Annotated in this window: 22 protein-coding genes; 5 read left to right on the forward strand and 17 right to left on the reverse strand. The window is 49.0% G+C overall.

Annotated elements, in window-relative coordinates; all coding sequences use genetic code 11:
* The first annotated feature begins 151 nt into the window (after positions 1-151).
* Together D0C16_RS20080 and D0C16_RS20085 are read left to right on the forward strand one after the other, a co-directional pair.
* On the forward strand, positions 152-1,669 hold the full coding sequence (locus tag D0C16_RS20080; RefSeq protein WP_151033988.1) for a tryptophan halogenase family protein: 1,518 nt from the start codon (positions 152-154) through the stop codon (positions 1,667-1,669).
* The gene (locus D0C16_RS20085) at positions 1,662-3,206 is read left to right on the forward strand and encodes a tryptophan halogenase family protein (protein ID WP_151033989.1); all 1,545 of its coding nucleotides are present in this window, start codon (positions 1,662-1,664) and stop codon (positions 3,204-3,206) included. Before D0C16_RS20080 ends, D0C16_RS20085 begins: the two co-directional genes overlap by 8 nt.
* Here D0C16_RS20085 and D0C16_RS20090 read toward each other — a convergent pair.
* The 11 genes from D0C16_RS20090 to queG all read right to left on the reverse strand — a co-directional run bounded on the left by D0C16_RS20090 (position 3,186) and on the right by queG (position 14,945).
* A complete protein-coding gene (locus D0C16_RS20090; protein ID WP_151033990.1) occupies positions 3,186-3,920 on the reverse strand; it encodes an alpha/beta fold hydrolase in 735 nt (244 codons plus the stop codon). The two genes, D0C16_RS20085 and D0C16_RS20090, sit on opposite strands and share 21 nt — an antisense overlap.
* 19 nt (positions 3,921-3,939) lie before the next feature.
* On the reverse strand, positions 3,940-5,019 hold the full coding sequence (locus D0C16_RS20095) for a DUF2817 domain-containing protein (protein WP_151033991.1): 1,080 nt from the start codon (positions 5,017-5,019) through the stop codon (positions 3,940-3,942).
* A gap of 92 nt (positions 5,020-5,111) precedes the next feature.
* The gene (locus D0C16_RS20100) at positions 5,112-8,444 is read right to left on the reverse strand and encodes a ligand-binding sensor domain-containing diguanylate cyclase (protein WP_191968564.1); all 3,333 of its coding nucleotides are present in this window, start codon (positions 8,442-8,444) and stop codon (positions 5,112-5,114) included.
* Between the two features lie 142 nt (positions 8,445-8,586).
* The gene (locus D0C16_RS20105) at positions 8,587-8,802 is read right to left on the reverse strand and encodes a DUF4287 domain-containing protein (protein WP_151033993.1); all 216 of its coding nucleotides are present in this window, start codon (positions 8,800-8,802) and stop codon (positions 8,587-8,589) included.
* 91 nt (positions 8,803-8,893) lie between these two features.
* Positions 8,894-9,367, reverse strand: a complete 474-nt coding sequence (locus D0C16_RS20110) for a murein L,D-transpeptidase family protein (RefSeq protein ID WP_151033994.1) — start codon at positions 9,365-9,367, stop codon at positions 8,894-8,896.
* A complete protein-coding gene (locus D0C16_RS20115) occupies positions 9,364-9,966 on the reverse strand; it encodes a GNAT family N-acetyltransferase (protein WP_151033995.1) in 603 nt (200 codons plus the stop codon). Before D0C16_RS20115 ends, D0C16_RS20110 begins: the two co-directional genes overlap by 4 nt.
* 40 nt (positions 9,967-10,006) lie before the next feature.
* Entirely contained in the window at positions 10,007-10,315 is a 309-nt protein-coding gene (locus D0C16_RS20120) for a type II toxin-antitoxin system RelE/ParE family toxin (protein ID WP_151033996.1), read from the reverse strand.
* On the reverse strand, positions 10,303-10,560 hold the full coding sequence (locus D0C16_RS20125; RefSeq protein WP_151033997.1) for a type II toxin-antitoxin system Phd/YefM family antitoxin: 258 nt from the start codon (positions 10,558-10,560) through the stop codon (positions 10,303-10,305). Before D0C16_RS20125 ends, D0C16_RS20120 begins: the two co-directional genes overlap by 13 nt.
* Positions 10,561-11,235: 675 nt before the next feature.
* Complete coding sequence (locus D0C16_RS20130; protein ID WP_151033998.1) at positions 11,236-11,808, reverse strand: hypothetical protein; 573 nt, start codon at positions 11,806-11,808, stop codon at positions 11,236-11,238.
* Positions 11,809-12,112: 304 nt separating this feature from the next.
* Complete coding sequence (gene gnd / locus D0C16_RS20135; RefSeq protein WP_151033999.1) at positions 12,113-13,567, reverse strand: decarboxylating NADP(+)-dependent phosphogluconate dehydrogenase; 1,455 nt, start codon at positions 13,565-13,567, stop codon at positions 12,113-12,115.
* Between the two features lie 259 nt (positions 13,568-13,826).
* Positions 13,827-14,945 (reverse strand): tRNA epoxyqueuosine(34) reductase QueG, encoded by a 1,119-nt coding sequence (gene queG / locus D0C16_RS20140; protein WP_151034000.1) that lies wholly within the window; start codon positions 14,943-14,945, stop codon positions 13,827-13,829.
* 138 nt (positions 14,946-15,083) lie between these two features.
* Between queG and D0C16_RS20145 the strand changes: the two genes are divergently transcribed.
* The 3 genes from D0C16_RS20145 (at position 15,084) to D0C16_RS20155 (ending at position 19,362) form a co-directional block, all read left to right on the forward strand.
* Positions 15,084-15,857: an SIMPL domain-containing protein gene (locus D0C16_RS20145; protein ID WP_225318775.1), complete on the forward strand. Its 774-nt coding sequence runs from the start codon at positions 15,084-15,086 to the stop codon at positions 15,855-15,857.
* 344 nt (positions 15,858-16,201) lie between these two features.
* Positions 16,202-17,275, forward strand: a complete 1,074-nt coding sequence (locus D0C16_RS24520; RefSeq protein WP_225318776.1) for a VWA domain-containing protein — start codon at positions 16,202-16,204, stop codon at positions 17,273-17,275.
* Between the two features lie 209 nt (positions 17,276-17,484).
* Positions 17,485-19,362: a tetratricopeptide repeat protein gene (locus tag D0C16_RS20155; RefSeq protein ID WP_191968565.1), complete on the forward strand. Its 1,878-nt coding sequence runs from the start codon at positions 17,485-17,487 to the stop codon at positions 19,360-19,362.
* On the opposite strand, the gene D0C16_RS20160 is transcribed toward D0C16_RS20155, so the two are convergent.
* The 6 genes from D0C16_RS20160 to D0C16_RS20180 form a co-directional block, all read right to left on the reverse strand.
* Entirely contained in the window at positions 19,359-20,069 is a 711-nt protein-coding gene (locus D0C16_RS20160; RefSeq protein ID WP_151034002.1) for a LytTR family DNA-binding domain-containing protein, read from the reverse strand. The two genes, D0C16_RS20155 and D0C16_RS20160, sit on opposite strands and share 4 nt — an antisense overlap.
* Positions 20,070-20,073: 4 nt before the next feature.
* On the reverse strand, positions 20,074-21,207 hold the full coding sequence (locus D0C16_RS20165) for a sensor histidine kinase (RefSeq protein ID WP_151034003.1): 1,134 nt from the start codon (positions 21,205-21,207) through the stop codon (positions 20,074-20,076).
* A gap of 35 nt (positions 21,208-21,242) precedes the next feature.
* Entirely contained in the window at positions 21,243-21,836 is a 594-nt protein-coding gene (locus D0C16_RS20170) for a hypothetical protein (RefSeq protein ID WP_151034004.1), read from the reverse strand.
* A complete protein-coding gene (locus tag D0C16_RS24090; protein ID WP_191968566.1) occupies positions 21,817-21,972 on the reverse strand; it encodes a hypothetical protein in 156 nt (51 codons plus the stop codon). Before D0C16_RS24090 ends, D0C16_RS20170 begins: the two co-directional genes overlap by 20 nt.
* 188 nt (positions 21,973-22,160) lie before the next feature.
* A complete protein-coding gene (locus D0C16_RS20175) occupies positions 22,161-22,607 on the reverse strand; it encodes a PilZ domain-containing protein (protein WP_151034005.1) in 447 nt (148 codons plus the stop codon).
* The gene (locus tag D0C16_RS20180) at positions 22,594-24,396 is read right to left on the reverse strand and encodes a DUF1631 family protein (protein ID WP_151034006.1); all 1,803 of its coding nucleotides are present in this window, start codon (positions 24,394-24,396) and stop codon (positions 22,594-22,596) included. The genes D0C16_RS20175 and D0C16_RS20180 overlap by 14 nt, the downstream gene beginning before the upstream one ends.
* Between the last annotated feature and the right edge of the window lie 208 nt (positions 24,397-24,604).

Genomic DNA, 24,604 nt, shown 5'->3' on the forward strand with positions numbered 1-24,604 from the left:
AAAGCCTTCCGGAACAATCCGGGAGGCTTTTTTTGTTAATGGGTGAGACTATTTTGATGTGCTGCGATAAAAGCGGCTATCTTTAATCTTATCCGGTTGAATATTGACTGACAGCAACGCCCTCGCAAGCAGTGTAAGGAATAGCGAACGAATGAATAAACCCATCAAAAAAATAGTTATTGTTGGCGGCGGTACGGCGGGGTGGATGAGCGCTGCGCTGCTAAAAAAAATGTTACAGCAACGGGTAGAGATTGAGTTAGTTGAATCAGAGGAAATTGGCATTATCGGTGTGGGTGAGGCAACGATTCCGCCGATACAAACATTCAACGCGGTACTGGGTTTAAATGAAGCAGAATTTTTGCGTGAAACCCGGGCCACCATCAAAATGGCCATACGGTTTGATCATTGGAAACAGTGCGGTGACAGTTACTTTCACACCTTCGGTGCGCCGGGAGCTACTCTCGGCTACAGTTCATTTCAGCACTACTGGTTGCGCGCGCGTCAACAGGGGTTGAGCTCCGCTGGGCTATGGGAATACGATTTAAATTACTTGTGTTGTAATGCGGGTGTGTTTGGAAAATTTAATAGCAAAGACCCACTCTACCAACTTCCTTATGCCTATCATTTTGATTCTGCCCTCTACGGCCGCTATCTGCGCAAGTTGAGTGAGCAGGCAGGTGTGGTGCGTACCGAGGGAAAAATCAGTTCGGTAAACGTTCATCCGGATTCCGGTTTTGTCGAATCTGTGCAAATGGAAAATGGTCAGCTCATTGGAGGTGATTTATTTATCGACTGTAGTGGTATGCGTGGGTTATTAATTCAGGGTGCGCTGCACACCGGTTACGAGGAATGGGGGCATTGGCTACCCTGTGATCGCGCGCTGGCAGTGCCCTCGCAGCGCTTTGAAAAAACCTTGCCCTATACACGTGCCATCGCCCACAAGGTGGGGTGGCAGTGGCGAATTCCGCTCACGCACCGCAATGGGAATGGATTGGTTTACAGCTCGCAGTATTTAAGTGACGACGAAGCGGCGCATATGTTAATGAGCAATCTGGATTCGGTTGCGCTTGCCGATCCCAAACCTATTCAATTTAACACCGGACGAACACTGCAGCAGTGGAATAAAAATGTTATTGCCGTTGGCCTGTCGAGCGGATTTTTGGAGCCACTTGAATCCACCAGTATTCATTTAATTCAATCGGCCATAGTGCGCCTCGCCAAGAATTTTCCCAATGCAGGATTCAGCGTTGCGCAGGTCAATGAATACAATCAGGACTCCAAACGCGAATACGAAACCGTGCGCGATTTTATTATTTTGCATTACCACTTAAACGAGCGTGACGATCACGACTTCTGGCGGTATTTACGCAACATGCCGATTCCGGAACGGCTCGCACACAAAATGGAACTGTTTCGTGAAACAGGCGCAGTGGTCAATGATGCGGGCGATATTTTTCTCGATTCATCCTGGCTGCAAGTGATGATGGGGCAGGGAATTATGCCGCGCGACTATCACGCCAGTGCTGATTTGCCGCCCGCCGCTGAATTGAGCGCGATGCTTGAACAAATTGCAGCTGCCAAGCGCAAGCCGCTTGCGCAATTGCCAAGTCATGACGATTTTCTATTTCAGTATGCGGGTGTCACGCGCGAGGTGACCCAGGGTGGATAAACCATGGCGCATCCTAATCCTCGGCGGTGGTACTGCGGGCTGGATGGCAGCGAATTTATTTGCAAAACAATGGCCGCGTGAGCAAGTCCAGATAACCTTAATCGAAGCACCGGAAATTCCTATCATTGGTGTGGGCGAAGGTTCTACACCCTCGCTCAAACGTTTTTTTAAAACGCTCGATATTCCCGAGTGCGAATGGATGCCGCAATGTCAGGCAACTTACAAAGCCAATATTCGCTTTGTCGATTGGAGTCCCGCCTCGGGAGTCAGTAATTATTCCCATCCGTTTTATTCCCAGCCGGATGTATTTAACGAGCGCGCATTTTTTACTAATTGTCGCACGCGCCGCCTGGGTTTGGATGTGGTTACCGAGCCTGAGCGGTTCTTTATTAACGGCGAATTGGCGCGGCAAGGCAAAGCGCCTGTGGCACCGAAAAATTTTCCGTTTCAGATGGAGTACGGCTATCACTTTGATTCGCAATTGCTCGGGCGCTATTTGGCACGGGTTGCTGCTGCGCGCGGAGTGGTTCATCGCCAGGCAACCTTCGCGCAGGTGCTGCGCAATGACGCAGGTGATATTAGCGCGCTGCAAACCCGCGCCGGCGATTTGATTCGCGGTGATTTTTTTATCGATTGCACCGGTTTTTCTTCGCTATTAATGCAACGGGGTTTGGCTGTGCCCTTTCGCTCTTACGCACAGCAATTGTTTAACGATAGCGCCGTGGTAATGCCCAGTGCCGCCGCGCAAGATTATCCCGTGGAAACTCGCTCTACCGCATTAACCGCCGGCTGGTGTTGGCATATTCCGCTAATCCATCGCACCGGAAATGGCTATGTTTATAGCAGTCAATTTATCAACAAAGATCAAGCGGAAGCCGAATTTCGCGCGCACCTGGGAGTCATTGATTCGGCGCAGGAGTGCCGTCATCTGCAAATGCGCGTTGGGCAATTGGAGCAACACTGGGTCTTCAATTGCGTTGGCTTGGGATTGTCGCAAGGGTTTATAGAACCACTGGAAGCCACAGCATTGCATTTGGTGCAATTAACAATTGAAGCCCTGATTGATGCCTTGAATCAGCATCAATTTACCTGCGCTGGGCGCGAACAATTTAATCGCACAGTGAATAATCATTTTGAGGGTGTGCGCGACTATATTCTCGCGCATTACAAACTCAACACGCGTGGCTTGGTCAATGGCGCGGGCGACGATGCAGGTTATTGGCGCGCGAACCGCGACAATAAGCACATGCCTGAATCCCTTCTGCAACTATTGGATGTGTGGTTTCGCTGCGGTGATTTAGCGGAGGAACTTGTGCAACGAAAAATAAAACCTGCCTTCAATGCCGCATCCTGGCATTGTTTGCTGGCAGGCTACGGGGCGTTTCCGCCGCTGGCGCCCAATCAACCGGGGCAGGGCAAAGGAGATCTTTATCGCGAATGCGACGTCGCTAAATTTGTGGAGGGTTGTGCGCTGAATTTTCCGCTACATAAAACGCTGTTGATGAACGACAGAAAATTAATTGAGCCAGGCGCCTAATACTTGGCAGAGCCAATCGGGGGCGTCCAATGGCAAGTCGTGACCTGCATCCGGGTGCAACTCTAGTGGCCAATTAAATCGCCGAGCGAGATCTTTGCTTGCGTTGCAATTGACAAAGCGATCGCCCGCGCTGGCGATAATTAACCCGCGCACTGCGCAATTGTGCTGCGGGCGAAAGCGCGCAGCAGCACCCAGCATGCTAATGATGGTTGTGCGTGAAACCGGATGTTGAGTTTGAATCGCCAGCCACTGCTGCAAATGTGTCTTGAATTTTGGGCGATTATTGCTGACGTGACGTAACACCAGGTGTTCACGCCAGCGAGCAGGTAATAATAGCGCCGCGATAATGGCTGGCCAGGCGCGCGGCTTTAATCGCCAATACACTGGCTGATCGCCAGCACTGGAATTAATCAATACCACACCGGCAACTTGCGCGGGAAATTGTTGTGCCCAATTCAATGCGATCATGCCTCCCATGGAAATACCAACCACATAAATTGGTTCGCTGATCTGGAGGGCGGCAAGTTGTGCCTGCGCGTATTCGGTCATCTGCTGGATGGAGTCGAGCGGACTTTCCTGATAATGAATTCCACAACCGGGGAAATCAATGCAGTGAATATTCCAGCGGGGGCCGAGTGTGTGTTGTAACTGTTGCGGAAAATGCAACCAGTGAGCTGCTTCGCGCGCCAGGCCGCGCAATAAAATAATATGCATCAATAAGGTCCCTGACTCGTTAATTAAACCATAGACTTTTAGCGGTTTGGTTTAATAATTCACGCTGTTTACTATCGGGCAACCAGTTTTGGTAATTGAGTGTGGCGGCCAACATGAAATCCAATAATAACAAATGACTGCGCAATACTCGTGCATGGCGGTGTTGCATTTGCGGGTTAAATAATCCCGCGAGGTTAAAAATTTGGCGCGGGCGTTTTTTGATCCAGGCCCAGGAACCCATCTCCAACGTCAAAGGTAAGAAATGAGATTGCTGGTGTGAGCGCGCTTGCAGGCAAAAATAGTCCCACAAGTCCCCGTGGGATAAGTAGTGAATGGATTGCGGCTCGAAGGCATAGGTATGGTTGGGGTAACTGCGCTCCCACAACAATTTTAGTGCGACATAATCAGCGATATTGTGAATAGGCTTTTTGCGGTAGGCGTAAGGGAACCAGAGCTGGTCGCGCATACCAAAGCCTGAGTGCAAGTCCACTACCAGCGAAAACGAGCGATCTAAAATTCGTTTCTGCAATAATTTTTCCAGTGCAATATTTTCAGCTTCCATGGGTGTATTTTTTTTGCCGCGATACCAGGGTAAGAATGTCCCAAGGCGATGCCCGCCACCGAGTAAGGGGACATCCCCTTCCGCGTTGACAGGCGCGTTGCGATTTAAATCTATTCCGTTGCCGTTGCTGCGCTGATTCAAATACATGCCGACCGGATTTAAAATTGGCATTAACACCAATTGCACCTGGGCGAGTTGTTGCTGCAGGTGAGAATCCCAATTTAATCGCTCCAGCAGCGTTTGCAACCAGGCGATTAAAACCTGGCTGCCAATACGCTCAATACCGTGCATACCGCCGGTTAATAACAGTGTTGGGGCAGAGGTATCTGTCGTGCCCAAGGTGATGGAGTAGAGTGGTAAGTGCAGATGCTGCACTTGTAGCATTAACTCGACCTGCGCATTTAAGTGCTGCGGGTAATTGCGAATCAAGCGTTCGAGTTGTAATAGCTCGGGAATTTTTTGTTTTAGCTCGCGCCTCAATTCAGCGCTGCGCAGGCTGGATGAATCAGGGCTTGGGGAGGTTTCTGGAGAGTTCATAGCGGCGGCCAAGCTGGGTCTTTAGTGCTCTGAGCATAGCCGCAATTGCGTGCAAATATTTTTACACTTTTATGAACCTCGAAGGGGGCCGGTTAATCCCACACCAGCACGTCAGCGTTTTGTGCAATAACATGTAATTCTTGATTGTGGATCATGCCTTGCAGGTTGCTGCCAATTTCCTGATGAAGATCATTGGCGCGGGTGGTCGAGGTTGCGCTGAGCCCAACGCTGCGGTTGCGCCCCGATTTTTTTGCAGCGTAGAGCGCGTGATCAGCCACGTCGATAACTTGCTCCCAGCTCAATGCCGTAGGTGCTTCGCGCAGGAATGGGAAGCAGGCATAACCAATCGAGCAGGTCTTTTTCAAATCTGAACCGTCGGGCAATTTGAAGGTATGTTCAGCAATGGTTTTGCGAATGCGCTCGGCCATGAGTGGACCGTCGTCGCGGTCCGCAAAGCGACTGACCACCAAAAACTCTTCGCCGCCCCAACGCACGACACAATCGGATTCGCGACAAATATGAGTGAGTAAATCTGACAACTGAATGAGTAATTGGTCGCCCGCCGTGTGACCGTAAATATCGTTGACTGATTTAAAGTGATCCACATCCAGAATAAAAAACGTGAGGTCCGGTGTTGGTTTTTTGCGTGGCTCCCTGGATTGGGCTGCGCTGTATTCTCGCTGCACTTTGGCGGTATCCATGGGCATCAATTTTTGCAAGTAGCGACGATTGCTCAAGCCCGTAAGTGGGTCTGACAAACTAATCGCTTCCAGCTGTGCGTAGGCACTTTCCAGTTCGCTATTTTTACTGCGTAATTCGGCAGTGCGTTCAGTAACTTTTTGCTCCAGCTCGTGGCTAATCTTTTGTGCTACGACCACTTTTTGGTGTTGGTTGCGTACAAACATTAGCAATATGCCAAGAAAGAGCGCCGTATAAATGCTGTAGGCCCACCAGGTTTTCCAGGGCGGCGGCAATACGATTAATTGAATGCTGTGTCCCTCTTCGTTCCAGATGCCATCGTTGTTGCTGGCTTTTACGCGGAACTGATAATTGCCTGCCGGGAGATTGGTGTAGAGCGCATTGCGCTGGTTGCCCACGGTGCGCCATTGATCGTCAAAACCTTCAAGCCGGTAGGCGTAAAGATTCTTTTCTGATTCGCGAAAATTCAATGCCGCAAAGCTAAACGAAATCATCGACTGGGTGTAATCCAGGGTGATGGAGTCAGTTTGTGTGATTGCGCGGGTTAGTAGCTTGTCCGCCCCGTCTACCACCACCTTTTCGGTAAACAAGCGGAAATCGGTTAATGCGATATTGGGTGCAATACTATTTTGATAATTGTCGAGCTGATCAACATCGAAAAAATACAAACCGTTGCGCGAGCCAAAGGCGATGTCACCGGAGCTGGTGACCAATCCCGCGCCAGTTGCCACACCACCAATCAGCTGCCCATTAATTCGCGTGTAGTTTTTGACGGTGAGGGTGTCGGGATTAAAGCGCACTATGCCGTTGTTAGTGCCCAACCATAAATTGCCGTGGCTATCCTCAAGAATCGCTCGTATACCTTGGTCGGCAAAGCCATTGCGGGTGTTGTAGAGCGTGAAGTCATCTGTCTCTGGATGATAGAGGTGCAGCCCCATATCAGTGCCGAACCAAAGGCGTCCTTTGACATCCTCAAGAATAGATAACACCGACCCGTTGGCCAGGCTGCGTGGATTTTTAGCGTCCGGCAAATAGCGCTTAAACGTGCCAGTAGTGCGGTCCATCCGATTGAGTCCATAGGCCGAGCCCGCCCAGAGTCGCCCTTGGGAATCCTCGAAAGATACCCAAATCACCGCGCTGGAGATGCTGTCCGGTTTTGCATCATCGTGGGGAAAATAATCGTAGCGGCCGGTTGCAGGATCAAAACGCGTTAAGCCATTGTAGTGGGTGCTATACCAAAGTTTATGGCTGCGATCCTCAAAAATATTCCACACCATCAGGTCATTTAATTTGTCGCCGTTTGTTTCGCCACGCTTGCTCTGATCCGGGTCAACCGGCAATGTATCAAAGCGATCCGTAACGGGGTTGTATTTCTGGATGCCTGAACCCCAGGTGCTAAAGAGCAAATTGCCGCGCGAGTCCATTCGCCCATTCAGCACGGCGGTCGTGGCCACTCGTGAATCTTCGTCGGTCGTATGCTTGTAATGGGTGAAAAGATCAGTTTTAGGGTCCAAGCGCGATATACCGCCTGAGCCGAGCCAGAAATTGCCCTCTCGATCCTCGACAATTGCTTCCACATTGTTGTCATTGGGCCCCAGATTTTCGGTCAACGATTTTTGATACACCCGGACCGCCGTACTGGAGCGGTCATAGATGTGCACACCTGAAGGGTAGGTGCCGATCCAGAGATCGCCGATGCGGTCTTCATAAATACGGCGAATGGTGTTGCTAACCAAGCGGCCGTTGCCGCCGTCGCCGCGCTCAAAGCGAATCCAGTTGTCGTTCGCTTCGTTATACAAGCTGATGCCCGCGCCATCACTGCCCGTCCAGATCCAGCCATTGCGGTCTACGTAAATCTGACGGGAAAAATTATTGCCGAGGCTGGAAGTATCTTTGGGGTCATAGCGATAGTTAGTAAAGGCGCCGGTATTTTGGTCCAACCGATAGATCCCATTGTCGCCACCGATCCAAATGCGCTGACGATGATCTACAGCGACCACCCGAACACTATTTTCCAAGGTGGACTTGGGGTTGTCCGGGTTGGGAATATGCTGGGTGAATTGGCGTGCGGCTAAATCCAGATGTGTTAACCCTGTCTCCTGCCCCAACCAGATCTTCCCTTCCTCATCGACCACAATGTCGCTGATCTGATTGCTCGGTAACCCACCGGTTTGCTGGTTGAGAATCTCCAGTTTTTCGCTGGTGGGGTCCAGAATGCCGAGACCATTCGCAGTGCCTAACAGAATTTTGCCATCGCTGTGCTCAGCAATAGTGTTTACAGCTCCGCCTGCATCGAGCAAGGCATTTAGGCTTTTTACCGGAACCAAAACTTCGTGATCGCGATCATAGCGATACAAACCCGAGCGAGTTGCCGCCCACAGGTTATGGTGCTTGTCTTCCACCAAGTCCAGTACCTGATTAACGGGTTCGGTCTTGCTTAGCTCCTGAGGATCTTTCGCCGCGGGAATTGGTGCAAATTCATAACCATCGTAGCGCAAGAGCGCGTTTCTCCCGCCGAGCCACATAAACCCCTGATAGTCCTGCAGTATGGCTTCCACTTCGCCCAGAGCAATATCCTGGTTCTGCATGATGTTGCGGAAGTAAATATTTTTTGGGTAATCCACTGTTTGGGCTGCAGCACTGGTTTTTGCGCTGAATGCGAGCGTGCTTAGGAGTGCATAGGCAACAAACAACCGGCCGACGTTGGTTGGCGTAAATAAGCACATGAAGCGAGCTAGAGCGGAAGATGGTGGAATCATTTTTATTTATGGAATTAGTGAAACCAGGGAGCCGGCGTAGAGTGTGTAAAACTATTTATAGCAGCTGATAGTGAATTCGCACGCCGGATTTCCCTCAAATTTGAGCGACTTAGCGTTTCTCCTGATTTCGCAAGTAGGCGACTAACGCATTGGCATGCCCGTGCCCCATTCCATGTTCGCGCTTGAGCCAGTTGACCATCTCCATGTGCTTGAGGTCACTTTGCTGCTGAAGTAATTTGAACCAGTGTTCAACCGGTTGGCCGTATTTGGTTTCGATGGAAGGAAAGTAAGATGCGGGACCTTTTACTTTTTCGGCGGGGGACATGTGAAACTCCGTTGATGTGATAATTGGAATGGATTTATCACATAGTCGGATGGGGTATCCATAAATCGACAATCACCGGGTCAAATTATAGTTACCAATCAATCTGAATTTTTGTCCCTGTCGCAACCAGCTTCATAAATTCATCCATTTCCGTATTGGTTAAGGCGATGCAGCCGTTAGTCCAATTAAAGTTCTGGCTAATGGCAGTCATCCATTCAAGGCCATTTTTTTGCCCGTGAATCATGATAAATCCTCCCGGTGGTACACCTCGTTTCTTTGCACTTTCAATGTCTTGCTGATTGGGGTAGGAAATGTGCATTGCACGGTAAAAAGCGGAATCTTCTTTTTTGTAATCCAGTGTGTAGGTTCCCTCTGGGGTGCGCTCGTCCCCTTCTTGTTGTTTGTGCCCCTTTGGATTCGCTCCCAGCGCTACATGATATTCCTTGACGATTTTATCTCCCTCCAATAAGCACATTTTGTTTGCAGATTTATCGACTTTTACCAAATCGACCTCTGCGCAAGCGATTGATGAAGTCAGGAGTGCGAGAAAAAATATCATTTTCATAGTGATGAAGCTTCCATTTTATATATCAGGTTTTTTTTAACTGTTGGCCATTCCTGATCAATGATCGAGAACACGACTGTGTCCCGGTAAACCCCTTCGGCATTTTTCTGGTGATTACGCAGTATCCCATCTTGTTTTGCGCCGAGCCGTGCAATCGCGTTGCGTGATGCTTGATTGTGCCAATGGGTACGAAACTCAACGGCGATAGCGTTAAGAGTTTCAAATGCGTGATTGAGCAGTAGGTACTTGCACTCGGTATTTACACCGGTTCGTTGGAATGACTTTGCATACCATGTGTAACCAATTTCCACGCGGTGATTCAAATTGTCGGCATTGCAATAGCGGGTGGTGCCAATAATCTTTTGGGTGTCGTTATCGACAACGGCAAAGAGCAAAGCGCGGCCATCATACTGATCGTTAAATGCCTGATTAAGATAGGTATCAATCGTGTTGCTGTTGGGAACCGATGTGTACCACAGATTCCACAGTTCACCATCACAGGCTGCTTCGAGTAAGCCGTTTTTGTGTTCGGGTTGGAGTGGAGTCAATGTGACAATTTTTCCGGTCAGGGTTGTTTCGTAAAGCCATTTGGGGTTCATGGTATTCCTTTGCGTTTGTCGATTAATTATTTATTGCGATTTACAGTGTTCCCCGCTCTATTAGAAATTTTCGCAAGCTGCGCTCCTCGCGACACACATGCATAATATGAACGGTGTTTTTGTCTGTGCGGTAAAGTACCCGACAAGGGGATGCAGTTAGTTCTCGATAATTTAGCTCAGGAATGGCTAAAGGAACCTTCCCCGACTTGGGGAATTGTTCAAGGCGTTCAACTTTAGCAAGAATATCCGTTACCAGTTCTGCGGCTGCAATGGGGTTGCTTAGGGCGATGTATTCCGCGATTTCATTGAGGTCGTGAGTTGCGGCGTTGGTCCATATTATTTCAACCATTTCTTCAGCTTATCCTTAGCTTGTGCGTGCGTTAATACTCGTCCTTCTAAAATATCTTTTTCGCCTCGTGCTATTCCTTCTAATAGCTTCATCCGGTCAACCATAAACTCATAGTCTTCAACATCTACTAGATAAGCTGAAGGTAAACCGTGTTCGGTGATAAGCACGGGTTCTTTAGTGTCGTGCAGCTCGGCCAAAATTTTGGTGGCTTCACGCTTCAGGGTGGTGACAAGCTCGGTTTTCATGAGGAGGCTCCAAAAATAGAGTGTCACTATAGTATCACTCGGTTTTCTGGTAGGGCAAGAGTAGGTTGGTGCGGGCCGCGCAGGCTGAGGAACGAACCCCAACATGACCATGTATCTGCAGCCACCAACACCAAATTCGTGCGCCGTTGTTTTTCGTTTGAATAAAACAATGTGCTGTTTGGGATTGTAAATATTGGGGTTCGTTCCTCACCCAAACCTACGGGCTACAGTCAGTTAGTTAACCGAATTTGCATGGGAAATTTTCAAGTTTTTATTATAAGGATTGAGATATTTAAACTATATCAGCTATGACTTTCGATCTTATGTGCGTGGAGATTGTATTTTAAAATAAAAAACCTCAGCAATATAATTGCTGAGGTTGAAGATGGCTAACACCTAACCAGAAAGCACCATGCGTTATAACCATAATCATGAGCATCTAGGTATTCAGAGCTATTTTTCTTGCGTCTATAGCGACAGAATACCCATCTAAATCCTTTTGGTGCTGGTTTAGTTACAATGTTGCGCATAATCATGTTCCTCGCCCGGAGTGGGAGGCGACCAGCGGAACTTGATATAGAAAAAGGAATCCACTATTCTAGTTTTGCGAAGACTAAAGGTGTGGGCCTCCCATTCCTTATTAAAAAGGCTGTTGTCCTGCGGACAACGGCCTTTTTAATTTTCTAGCTCTGGTGTTACCAAAGCCCTAATGACTGCCAACACTTTATCAGCATCAGTTTTATTCAGTTGGTGTGGTAAGTTTGAGATCACCACTATTCTTCCTCCACTTATTGGAATTGGAAAGTTAATTGAACCTTGAAAGTTGTTCTGCTGTTGAGCTGAAGTCGGCTGACTAGTTGTTTCTTGTGTGGCGACTGTTGGTTTGACAGGTCGAGCTCTTGTCCTCACTACTGTGTTGCCAGTAGTTTTCATCTTTGAGGCGCTGATGGGGCGGTAATTGACTCGATCATCCGCATATTTAATAAAATTTTCATAAGCAGAGCGAAAGCGGGCTAAATAAATTCGAACGCTGTCGGGGCGGACACTATTATTTTTAGAATGCGCATATCTTTGGCTTAAGTGATCTGTGTCAAGGGTTCGTAGATCTTGAGATTCATGTTCATCCAGAAGCTCCAGAAATTGGCTTGAAGCCGAACGCCAATTTTTAGCAGTAGATCCGTTAATTAGGTGCTTATTTGCAACATAATCAAGGAAATTTAACATCGCTTGTTTGCTGTAGTCCTGCATACTTGCTGCCCCAATAGGTCAATATGTACGCAGTCCATGTGTTTCTTTTGATCAAATCAACGCCTTGAACTGCAGAATTTTTGATTTTTTCATGTTTGAAAGTTTGATATTTTATAACTTATTGAAAAATAATGTTTTTTGCTTTGTTTGATTGTTGCGATCTTTTTTGTTTTTATCTTTTAGTTGGTTTTTTGGTTTTTTGGTTTTTTGGTTTTTTGGTTTTTTGGTTTTAAGTTGTTGCGATGTGGAAAATAAAAAAGCCCGGGCAATATCCATTGCCCGGGCTTTTTTATTGCATTAAATCCTACACGTTGTAAGTCGTCGATGCAGTATTGCCGCCGCGGCCTGTCCAGTTGGTGTGGAAGAATTCACCGCGTGGTTTGTCGGTGCGCTCGTAGGTGTGCGCGCCGAAGTAGTCGCGTTGCGCTTGCAGCAGGTTGGCGGGCAAGCGGGCAGTGCGGTAGCCGTCGAAGTAGGTGAGGGCTGAGGTGATGGTTGGAGCAGGGATGCCGTTCGCAATTGCAGCCGCTGCAACGCGACGCCAGCCGGCTTGGGCGGCATCAACAGTCTTGGCGAAGTAATCATCCAGCAGCAGGTTTTTCAATTCAGGATTCTTGTCGAATGCTTCTTTGATATTGCCGAGGAAGGATGAACGAATGATACAACCACCGCGCCACATTAATGCTATGCCACCGTAGTTCAGGTGCCAGCCGTATTCTTTCGCCGCTTCACGCATCAGCAAATAACCCTGTGCGTAAGAAATAATTTTTGAGGCGAATACCGCGTTGCGCAGGTCATCGATAAAGGCTTGTTTGTCAGCAGTAATAGTCACCGCTGGGCCTTTAATCACTTTGGCCGCTTCAACGCGTTCAGCTTTTTGTGATGACAAGCAGCGCGCGAATACTGCTTCAGAAATCAGGGTGAGAGGTACGCCCAGATCCAATGCGATTACGCCGGTCCACTTGCCGGTACCTTTTTGGCCAGCGGTGTCGAGGATTTTCTCAACCAGTGGTTCTCCATCGGTGTCTTTGTAGGCGAGGATATCGCGGGTGATTTCGATCAGGTAAGAGTCGAGTTCACCTTTGTTCCACTCGGCAAATACTTCGTGCATTTGATCAGCGGTCAGGCCAGCTACGTCTTTCAGCAATTGGTAGGCTTCGCAAATTAATTGCATATCGCCGTACTCGATGCCGTTGTGAACCATTTTTACAAAGTGTCCAGCGCCGTTCTCGCCAACCCAGTCGCAGCAAGGTGAGCCATCGGCGACTTTGGCGGAGATGTCCTGGAAAATATCTTTTACGAATGGCCAGGCTTCTGGTGAGCCGCCAGGCATGATCGATGGACCAGTCAATGCGCCTTCTTCGCCGCCAGATACGCCGGTGCCGATAAAGCGCAGGCCTTTGCTCGCCAAGTAAGCGGTGCGACGGTCAGTATCAGGGAAGTGGGTGTTGCCGCCATCGATAATGATGTCGCCCGCTTCCAGATGTGGAATTAATTGTTCAATGAAATCGTCTACCGCTTTACCGGCTTTTACCATCAGCATGATTTTGCGTGGTTTTGCCAGTGAAGCTACCAACTCTTCAATAGAGCGCGCGCCGCGAATGGTTTTGCCCTTGGCGCGGCCTTCGATAAATGCGTCTACTTTTTCTACAGAGCGGTTGTAAGCGGTAACTGTATAGCCTTTGCTCGCCATATTGAGGATGAGGTTTTCCCCCATCACTGCCAAGCCAACCAAGCCTATATCGGAAAGTGGTTTCATAGTAGTAATAGCCTATCGTTGTGGTTGATGTCCTACCCACGGAAGCATTGCAACAGGACAGTTCCGGTCATAGTACCAAGTCACTGCCTCTGGTCTCGCTGTTCGGAGGTTCAGGGTGCATTGATTGACCGATTTCTAAACACTAATGGCACAACTCTTAAATGGTCGTGCTCTTGAAGGGGTGCGTATTATTCCCGTTTATGCGTCAAAAGAATAGCCGATGCGGTAAAACTTCTGGCTATTTTGGGGATTGGTTATGTCAATTGGTGGGGCGGTTTTGCTGGATTTTACGTTTGCGGCGACGATTCGGATTTGCCTGCTGGTTTAGCGCCCAATCGATATGCTCTTTAACCAACGGAGAGGCCTGATCTTTTTTGGCGGTTAATACTTGAACGATTTGCTCATCGCTGGGCGCGTTACCCAACCCTACGGCCAGATTTCTCAGCCAGCCCTCATAACCAATGCGACGAATCGCCGAGCCTTCGGTCCGCATTAAATATTCTTCTTCCGTCCAATTGAATAAATCCACCAGATCGCTATCGGCCAAACCATGGCGCGGCAGGAAATCTTTTTCCTCCGTGAACTGGGCGTATTTATTCCAGGGGCAGATGGCTTGGCAGTCATCGCAGCCAAAAATGCGGTTGCCGATGGGCTCGCGAAATTCCTCGGGAATTGCGCCTCTATTTTCGATGGTGAGGTAGGAAATACAGCGGCGCGCGTCCAATTCGTAGGGTCGGGGAAAGGCATCCGTAGGGCAGACTTTTAAACAGGCGGTGCATTCTCCGCATTGATTGGGTTGCGCGGGTTCATCAATCGGTAAAGGTACAAAGGTAAAAATCTCGCCCAGGAAAAACCAACTGCCGGCATTGCTGTTGATGATTAGCGTGTGTTTGCCGGTCCAGCCCAACCCGGCTTTTTCAGCGAGCGGGCGTTCCATGACCGGTGCGCTATCCACAAAGGCGCGATTTTGGCCTTTGAATTCATAATCTGCGGGCAGGGCGTCATCAATTTGCTGTGCGAGTATGCTCAGGCGTTTACGAATTAATTTGTGGTAGTCGCGCCCGAGGGTATAGCGCGACACATAGGCCTTGGTGGGATCTTTAAGGGTTTTGATTTGTTGGGTATCGCCGGGCAGGTAATCCATCCGCACTGATATCACCCGCACAGTGCCGGGCAATAATTCGGCGGGGCGCGAGCGTTTATTGCCGTGGGCAGCGAGCCATTCCATGCTGCCGTGATAGCCCTTGGCCAGCCACTCCTTCAAACGGATTTCAGCCTGGCCCAAATCGATATCAGTAATACCAACCTGCTGAAAACCCAGTTCGCGGCCCCAGCGTTTTACGTCGCTGGCAAGTTGGTGCAAGTCAGGTTGATTCATAGGTGGGCGGTGAAATCTGCAAAGGAATGGCGACATTTTGCCTGAAATTGAGCTGCGTTACATTTTTAAACATTTGATTTGGCAGATATTCAGGCTGCGCGACTATAGTGAGCGGGCCTGTTTGAATGGAGCAATATCATGAAGAGTAACGCTATGAAAACCTTGACCCCCGCGAAGTTTCTGATGTCCGCCGTTGTATCCCTGCTGCTAAGTATCCCGGTGTTGGCGACGCCGTTACCCAATCAACCCCATGTGTATGTTGAGGGTTCTGCGGAATTGGAAATTGAGCCAGACACCATGACCTTTACGCTCAGCATCCAAACGGTAGATTTGGATCTTGCCAAAGCGAAAGCTGATGTGGATTCGCGTTCACGTTTATTAATCGACACCGTAAAAAAGTTTGGCATCAACGCGGAAGACGTAGCGACTACGGCGCTGAATATTCGCCCGGAATATGATTACCGTGATAATCAACGCGTATTAACGGGTAATAACGTGTCCCGTCAGGTGGATATCACCTTACGCGATTTAAAAAAATATCCGGAGATGATGAAAGCGTTGGTGGATGCGAAAATTTCCGAAACCATCAACACCAATTTAACGGTGGCTGATAAAAAAGCGGTGGAAGAAAAAGTGCAAACGGCAGCAATGGTTGATGCAAAAGCGCGTGCAGCGCGCCTGGCAAAATCCCAGGGCCGCGACATTGGTGACCCTTGGTCAATTTCAGAATTTAATAATCGCGGTAATGAGCGTTGGGAGTTAATCCCAAGCCGTGACTTGATGGGGCGGTCATCACATAAGGTCTCTACTCGACTTGAATCCTATGTGCCACAAGATAACCCGGGCGAGCCCTTTGAAGCCGGCGTGATGAAAGTCACTGCACAGGTTTATGTGGTGTATCTACTGAAGTAAGTCTCGTTCTTCCGCTCGCAGCTACGCATGGCGGCTTTTTATACTTTGCCGGGCTGCGCTTGTGTGCTGCATGGACGGTGAGGCGGAATTGTCGAGGATATTTACAGAAATGGCGCAATTACACGCCAGGGAATGGTCTTTTTCCGTTGATCCTATTGGTTTTTTTTGTTTTGGTTTGAATGTTGCTAGTGGTTTCTTGCTTTGCGTTATTAAGGAATGCTGAACTGCACTGATTTGTTTGTGAAGTGCATTTTGAGTGAACGTCTTAGCGCTAATAACTAGAGCGGACATAGTGCCGTTGAACCTAAACCAATCATTCAATTTTTAGTGAAGGATCTAATGCCATGAATATGTTTAAAAAACTCGCATTGTCAGCTGCCCTGGTTCTGCCAGTTGCCGCACACGCTGACACTATTTCTCCTGAATCTTATGCCGCAACTCTCGGAGTTGGTGAAAGTGTAACTATCACCAAAACCGTAACTGTTGAAGAATCTGTGACCAGTGGTGTGTTGGATGTTGTATTCCTGATCGACACCTCTGGCAGTATGGGTAGTGTTATTAATGCTGCTAAAGCTGCTGCGGCTAATCTGTTGTCCAGCCTTGCCGGTTTTGGTGATCTGGCCACGGGTTCAGGTTATTACAGTGAGCCAGGCTCGGGTTTGAATACTGATTTGACCACTGATACTGCTGCCGGTATTGCAGCAATCAACGCTATCAACCTGTACGACGGCGGTGGCGGTGGTGATTTCCCTGAAGAAGGTATTCACGCTGTTCAACTGGCAGCAGAGAATACAACCTGGAGACCAGGTTCTTCTCGTTTCATCATTGCGTTGGGCGATGCAACCTTTAAAGAGTCTGATGGTTCAACTCTGGCATCTGCACAAGCCGCTTTGGCTGCTAACGATGTTACCTTTATCGGTATTGATTTTGGCAACATGACCTATCCCTACCAAGGTATTGATCCAACTGTGTTGGCAACAGCTACCGGCGGAAGCATCGTTTCCAGCTCTATCAGCTCAGCTGCACTGGTTGCGTCCATTATGGCTGGTGTAGAAGATTCATTTGCTACTTATAGTAAGGTGAGCGTTGACGATCTGGGCGCTGGTATGCCAGGTGTTGACGTTTCCGTGACCTGTTTGACTGCTGATACTGGTGCTTGTGCTGGTGATTCAGCGGTGGGTAGCTTTGATCGCAGCATCTCTCGTTCTTTCACCTTCTCTGTTACCTTCACTGGTAAAGAAGTTGGAACTTACGATTTCTTGACCCATGGTCTGGTTGACAAAGGTATTGTTGCCAGCGAAAAAGACCATATCGTGGTAACCGGTGGTGTTTCTGTTCCAGAGCCAAGCGGTTTACTGTTGTTGGGTGTTGGCTTGCTCGGCTTGGGTTTGACCCGTCGTCGTATTCGCGCTGCCTAATACCGACTTATCAAAAAAAGCGGCCTTGGGGCCGCTTTTTTTGTTATTGGGAATCTACAAAGTTTCTGATCGGTTGGCGATGAATCAACTTTGAAGCAGTAATTGAATGAAGTGCTTGTCGCAAGTATCGATCAGTATATGATGGCGCAGAGGGACAGCGGTGAGTGTCCATTAACAAATAACATAGGTTCCAAACAAAGGAGTTGGCAGTGACTGCTCTTGTATTCATATCCTCTTTAGGTAAATCCCGCTTTCTGGTCAGAAAGTGGTTGTGCCAATTTGCTTTTGGTTGCGGCTTAGCCCTTGGATCATTGGTGTCCCATGCCGGCTTATTCACCCAAGAGCCTGCATCTGCTTTTACCGACCATGGTGCGAGCCCTGCGCCAAACATCGAATTGGAAAATCGTCCAGGGGCTGAAGCGTTTACCAATATAACTGTTGAACCGGGTAAAGCCGGTTTGGAGAAGCTTGGGCAAGTTGCTCGCGCCGCAATTCAAAAAAATCCAAAGTCCGGCCTGGCTCATGAAGTTTTAGGCACGGTGTTGTTTTATTCCCGTGATCTTGAAGGCGCGCTAAAAGAATTTCAACAAGCTACTCAACTTGAGCCCGGGCAAGTCGGCCCTTGGAACAAGTTGGGTATTGTGCAAATGGAATTAGGGCAATTGGATGTTGCAGAGCAATCTTTGAAGCAATCTCTGAAAATAAAATCTGACAATCGGATTGCTAATCAGCGACTGGGTTTGTTGTATGAGTACCAGAAAAAAAATGCAGACGCTATCCAGTACCTGAAGAAGGGGCTAGTTGGCACGGGTAATGAAACCTTGGGGGTGGCTCCAAACCTGGCACAGTTATTAAACCAGCAAGGTGCTTATGATCAGGCACTTGAATACCTTGCGCCGCGTGCACCTATTCATATCGCTGATGCAAATGTGCAATCCATTCTTGCTACATCCTATTTAGGCGCTAAACAATTTGCGAACGCTAGCCAACGATATGCCCGTGCATTGGAGCTAAAACCGGATACAAAGGAATTCTTGTTAGGCTTGGCGGTGAGTCAACGCAAAAACCTGCAGTTGGATGAGGCCGCCGGGACAATAAAAACGCTGCTTGCCAAACATTCCGACTGGAAAGCTGTGTATGTAGAGCAGGGGGAGTTGGCCCTTGCATCTGGGCAGATTGATGCTGCGGATACCGCATTTGCTACCGCCGTTGCCAAAGGTGCAAATCCTGCTGCACTTGATCAAAAAATTGCAAGTTACTATCTGGAAAAAAAGCAGCCGCAGGAGGCGATAAAACGTTTACAGACCGGGATAGTCAAGGGGACTGCCCAGCCAAAAACCTACACGACGCTAGCGGAATTGCAACGTGCGCAAAATAATCTGAACGCCGGACTAGAGACCTTGTTGGCGGGCGCTAAAAAATTTCCGAAAAGCAGTTTATTGCAGTTCCGCATTGGCAGTGAGCTTGCTGCGTTGCGGCGCTACGACGAATCGCTCAGCTATTTTGAAAAAGCGAATCAGCTACGACCACAAAATCCTGATGTTCTGCGAGCGATGAGTCTGGTTCAAAGTAAGTTAGGTAAGCATACGTCCGCGGCTGCAACAGCGAAGCAATTGTATGAAGTTCGTGGAGAGCAAATTCCGGAAGCGTTGTTTTACGCTACGCTTTTGCAGCAGGATAAACAACTGCCTCAAGCGGAATTGGTTTACTCGCGTGTTCTGCAGCGAGAGCCAGAGAATGTTGTGGCGTTAAATAATCTTGCTACCTTGCAAGCGGAGCAGGGGAAGTTGGATGATGCTGAAAAAAATGCGCGTAAAGCTAATCGAGTCATCCGCGACAACGCGCAATTAATGGATACCTTGGGATGGATTTTGTACCAGCAAAAGCGCTATAGCGAGGCAACAGAATTGCTGGTTCGTGCCACTCAACTCGCCCCTTCCTCCGGGGTGATTCATTATCATGCTGGCGTTGTCTATGATGTTAGCGGAAATTCAACCGACGCGAAAAAATTCCTGGAACAAGCATTAGCTCTGGATGACAAAGGTTCCTGGGTCACTGATGCCCGGCAACGTTTGGCAAAATATTAAAACTCCAGCCGCTGTTTTAGCTCTCGCGCCTGACGGCGCGAGGCTATCACTTCGGTGCAATCCTGCATCACTATCATCAACCCATCGCCAATCCAGGGTTCGATACGATCGATAAAATTCAGATTGATAATTTCTTGCCGGTTTGCGCGGAAAAATGCCTGTGGGTCTAATCTGGCTTCGACATAATTTAATGAACGCAATACTGGCGCACTCATAATGCCGAAGTGCACGCGTACATAATTTCCCTCGACCGCGATGCGGCTAATTTCGCGGAATTTTATAAAGTGGCAGCGTTCACCTTCGCGAATAAAAATGTGCGCATCTAAACTCTTTTCCGGCTGATTGAAGGGAACATGCTGCGCGCGCGCCGCCATTTTATGCATGGCGGTATCCAGACGATCCTGGGTGATGGGTTTGAGCAAATAATCCAGCGCGTTATATTCAAAAGCTTGCACCGCGTGCTCTTCGTAGGCAGTGGTAAAAATTACACCGGGGGTGTAGTCGCTCTGCTCTAGCACATCAAAACCGTTACCGTCCGGGAGGTTGATGTCCAGTAACACCAAATCCGGATGTAATTGGTTAATCGCGCTAACCGCGCTTTGTACATCACCAGCTTCCGCGACAATTTCGCATTCAGGGTGATGTTGTAGCAGGCCAATCAACTCCTTGCGCGCGAGGCGGGAGTCATCGACGATCAGGATTTTCATGGTCTCAAGTCTCTTCTGCCGGACTTTTATTATTAGGATTCGCGTTAGTCGCGAGCTTGTTAGCGGTGTTCAGGGGTAAGTCTACACGGGCGCTAACAGAAACTCCAAGTACCAAATCAAGTCTGGCTTGATCGCCGAAGGCGGCGGCCAATCGGGCGCGAGTGTTAGTCAGGCCAATACTCTGGCCGCTGTGTTCGGCCGGCAATTCGGCGGACGGATTGGTGATTTCCAACTGCCAGTGAGTGGGCGAAAGCCGTTGCGCACTGATCTGAATACGGCCTCCTGCCCGGCGCCTGGCAATGCCGTGTTTAACCGCGTTTTCTACCAGGGTTTGCAACAATAAAGGCGGTAGCTTTTCGTCCAGTAGTGCTTCGTCAATCTGGAATGCATAACTGAGTCGCTGTTCAAATTGCAGTGATTCCAGTGCGAGATAACCACCTACCCAATCCAGTTCCTCGCGCAGGCTAACCGTTAATTTGTTATCCGCGTGCAATAAACCGCGCAGCAATGTTGCCAGATCTGCTAGGCCTTGGCGCGCCGCCTGTGGGTCTTCCAGAATTAATGAGCGCACATTATTTAATGAGTTAAATAAAAAATGCGAATTGATTTGGCTGCGTAAAAATTGTAGTTCCATATCGCGCAGTTTGGCCTGGTCGCGCCAATGGGCGATTTCTGTTTCGCGTCGTTGCCTGAATTCGCGTTGGAATAAATACAGAATTGACCAGAGGGTTAACATAATGCCGGTATTTATGCTGTAGCCAACAAAGCTGCCCACAGAAACCGGTTGAATGTTATCGCTGGGTCCGAATAATTGAATGGATAAAAAAATTAAACCGTGTAGCAGCGTTTGCACCACAAGGGCGGTGGTTGGCAATAACCAGCAGAGATGCAAGCCCAGACGAAGCGTCGACTGTGGTTGCGCAAATCGATGGTATAGCTTGCGCAAAACGTGGCTGGCGCATCCGAGGAGCAATGACAGTAGCAAAAAAATGAGTGCGCTAGTGTGGGTGTAATAACCCGAAACACTGACAAATATCAGGTTGATGAGAAAATAACAGCTCCAAAAAATTAGCTGTACCGCCAAATAGGTCTTTGACGTGCGCTGGTTATTTTCTCGCTGGGAAATCGCGCTGTGCATAATATTTTCCAATGGTTTTTCCTTGCACTAAAGTGTTATGGCTGTTGTTTAATGATGGTCGTAGCGCTGGGTGGTTGCAGTGTACGCCAGCGCATTTCCAGGCCCCAGATCGACACCAGATAAACGCCAACGATAATTGCTGGAATCAGCACAAAGGATTGATCCGGAAATAAAAACCAGGCCAGTGTAATGAGTAGTGTGCGCAGCAAAGTGTGAAAACTTCCGACCCAGTGCTCCACAATCCATGAAAAAGGCAACCACATTAATCCGGTGAGAATGCCTATGCTCATGGGTAGGGAGCGATAATCCTGCATAAAAAATGGAATGGCAATGCTGTAAACCACTAACGCCATAATTATGCAGTGGAAAAATAATGCATCGAATGGATTTTTTTCCTTGTGAAAAAATGGATCTCCCGTCACCTTGCTGAGCAGCATGGCGATATACACAATGCTGCCAGTGGCAATAAATAGCAGCCAGGTTTTTGCCATGGGGGGCTCCAAAAATATTCCTCCAACTCCAACACAGGCCCAGGCTAATAATCCCGCCAATGGCATATTCAAAAAGCGGCGCTGTTTAAAACTTGCGCGCGCGGCGTTGAGGTCGATATTAGAGGCTAGGGTTTTCATAAACGCTTCCTTGTGCAACAGTGATAGAGATAGAGGCTTCCGCTTTGTGGCTGCCACTCGCACAGGCTGTGGTGATACCTATGATGATGGCAATCCAACGAAAACGAGGGTTACAGAAAATTTTTTTGTTAAACATGGCGTTCTCCTTCCGGGTGATATTGGTGTGGTTTGGTTCGAGGCCTATTTCAGGAGACTCGATCTACCCAGAGTAAGGTGCCGTAGGCGAAGCTGTGCGCAGTTTCGTGAGAGTGGTTGGCCGCTGCGGATGAACGGCCGAAAGACGGGGCGATCGGTTTGGGGCAGATGCAAGGGCTCTTAGGGGGATTAATCAGTGCACATCTGCGCAATAAATTCCTTCCAGGCCACTATGTCGGTGCCATCGGAATCAAACAGGCTCAAGCCCAGTAGATAATCTCCCGTGGCGGCTTGCGGGCGACACCATTTCACTTCCGTCACCAACAAAAACTGGCGATTGTGTTCGGTATCGCGAATGCAGCAGCGCAAAATAATGTCGGTAGCAACGGCTTGCGTAGCGATTACACGCAAGCCGTTGGCGGAAATATCCAGGCTTTGGGTAACCACCAGTGTGGGGTCGCCGCTGGCGGAAGAATCCAGCTCAATAATCACTGTGAGCTGGTTGTCTAAACGAAACTCCTGGCGTTGTTCGGAATCGCTGTAATTGTTCGCCATAGCGCTGTCCATGAAGTGGTTAATGAATGAGTGAGTGTCATTACGCATGAGTGAATAGTGCAAACTATCAGCTGAGGTCACGTCGCAAACCGCGAATGACTTTGGCTAATTGATCTTCAAAATTATCGCCATTACGCAGAATTTTTATCTGCTCCTGTGCAACCTGCTCCTGCAATTGGTCGCGAGTGTATTCCGCCAGTTTGCGCCCCACCTGGTCGGCAAAAATATATTTGTTGGTGGATGCAATAATTACCGATAGCTTTGCGCGCTGCTTTTCGTTCTCCAATTGGATTTCCAGCCAGGCACCCACTTGCAATTCGCTCACTGCCTGTTGCGCCATTTGCCGCCGGGCAAGTGTTTCGGCGGCTTCGGCTTCTGCCTGTTCGATACGTAAACGTTCGGCTTCTGCAGCTTGTTCGGCTTCGCGGCGGCGCTGTTCATCGGCCAGTGCGCGCGCTTCAGCCATCGCTTTGCGCGCAGCGGCGCGGCGCGCTTCCAACTGTTGTTGCATGCGTGCTTCGGCCTCGGCACGCGCTTTGGCGGCAACTTCGGCGGCGGCCTGTTGCTTGGCAATCAGCGCTCTTACCAACTGCTCGGCTTTTTGTTTTTGCTGCAGTAATTGTGCCTGCACACTTGTGTTGGCCCGTTCGATCCAGCTTGGCAAAGTGTTTTCAATGAGTCGCTGAATATCCGGCGCTATTAACGGGCGCGCAATACCCGTGGATAAACAGAGTGCAAAATCCTTGTGGCTTTTGATCATTACTTTGCGCCCGGTGTGGTCTACCAGCAACAGTTGATCCACTTCCGGATTTTTTAATGCCAGTTTGCAGCGCAGGCACTCATCGTTTTCACCGAAAAAAATAAACCAGTCGCCCGGATGAATTTGCTCGGTTTGTTTGAGCAAACTGTAGGGCACATGGGTATTGCTGCTGCTTTGGCCGGCGCTATTGGCGAGCGCGGGAAAGAGGCTGTTTTCCAGCGCTTGCTTTTGGATGTTGGCCATCAGGTAGCCGGAAAGTTGTTCGATTAGTTGTTGATAAGACTGTGAATGGTTAACCGGGTGTTCGCTGCTGCGTTCCAGTTCGGCGATGACCAATGGAATCTGCTGGTAGAGGAACTGGTCATCAACTTGCGCGTCATCGCTGGAAAATAATTCGCCTAATGCGGGTAACAAACGGTTCCAGCTTTTCCAGAGCGGCAGCTGAATCAATTCTTCAGGCGTTCTGTTAAATGCCCAATACTGCAATTCACTTTTTAAAGTACCGCTGACCAGTGGATGTAAATCGGTGGGAAGAGGGCGGCCGGCCAGATTTTTATTGATCAGGTCGATCACCCGGGTTTCTGCACTGATTTGTTTCAGGTTGGCCAATTCGGTTTCGCATAGGCGAGTTTCAAGCATAGCCGCGCGCTTGTCTTCACCCGCTAGCCAATCGGAATATTGTTGCACGGCTGCTTGTAGTGAAGCGCTATCGACTGATCCTTCATCGGTGATAGTGAGTCTGGTTTTGCAGCTTTCTACCAGGCTTAGATATTTATCCTGAAATTGTTGTGCGGGTTTGCCTTCGCGCGGATACCAATAGCAACCCGTCAAAAGCGCCTGCAAAAGAGCGCGCAGCGGGTGTTGGGTGTTGCAGAAGAATTCGTCGTCGCGACTGATCGCGTTACTTAATAATTGCCACAGTGGTTGCAATGGAAGTTGTAGTTGTAGATCCCACAAATGGCTTGTTGTAAACGACAGCGCAATCTCGTTGGCAAGTTGTGCGCGTAGCTGGCCAGTCGCATTACCCTCGTGGGCGGCGATACTGGCAAAGACCTCACTCAATTGCAGTGAGTCGCCGGCGATTATGGTTTGCAGGGTAAATTCAGACATGGAGGTTCGCACATCACCTAACGCACAGGGCTAACCTGGCTAATAATCATCATTTCCGTTTACACATCGTCGCTGTCGAATCAGCAACTCTGCTCAATATAGTCAAGTTGCGTGCCGCCCGTAGTACTTTCGCCCGATCATTTATCCGCTGAGGAAAATGCACCAGCGAAAGGGAGTGCGCCTGACGGAAGTAAGTTGCGTATAATCC

Source organism: Cellvibrio sp. KY-GH-1 (genome assembly GCF_008806975.1).
GTDB lineage: Bacteria > Pseudomonadota > Gammaproteobacteria > Pseudomonadales > Cellvibrionaceae > Cellvibrio.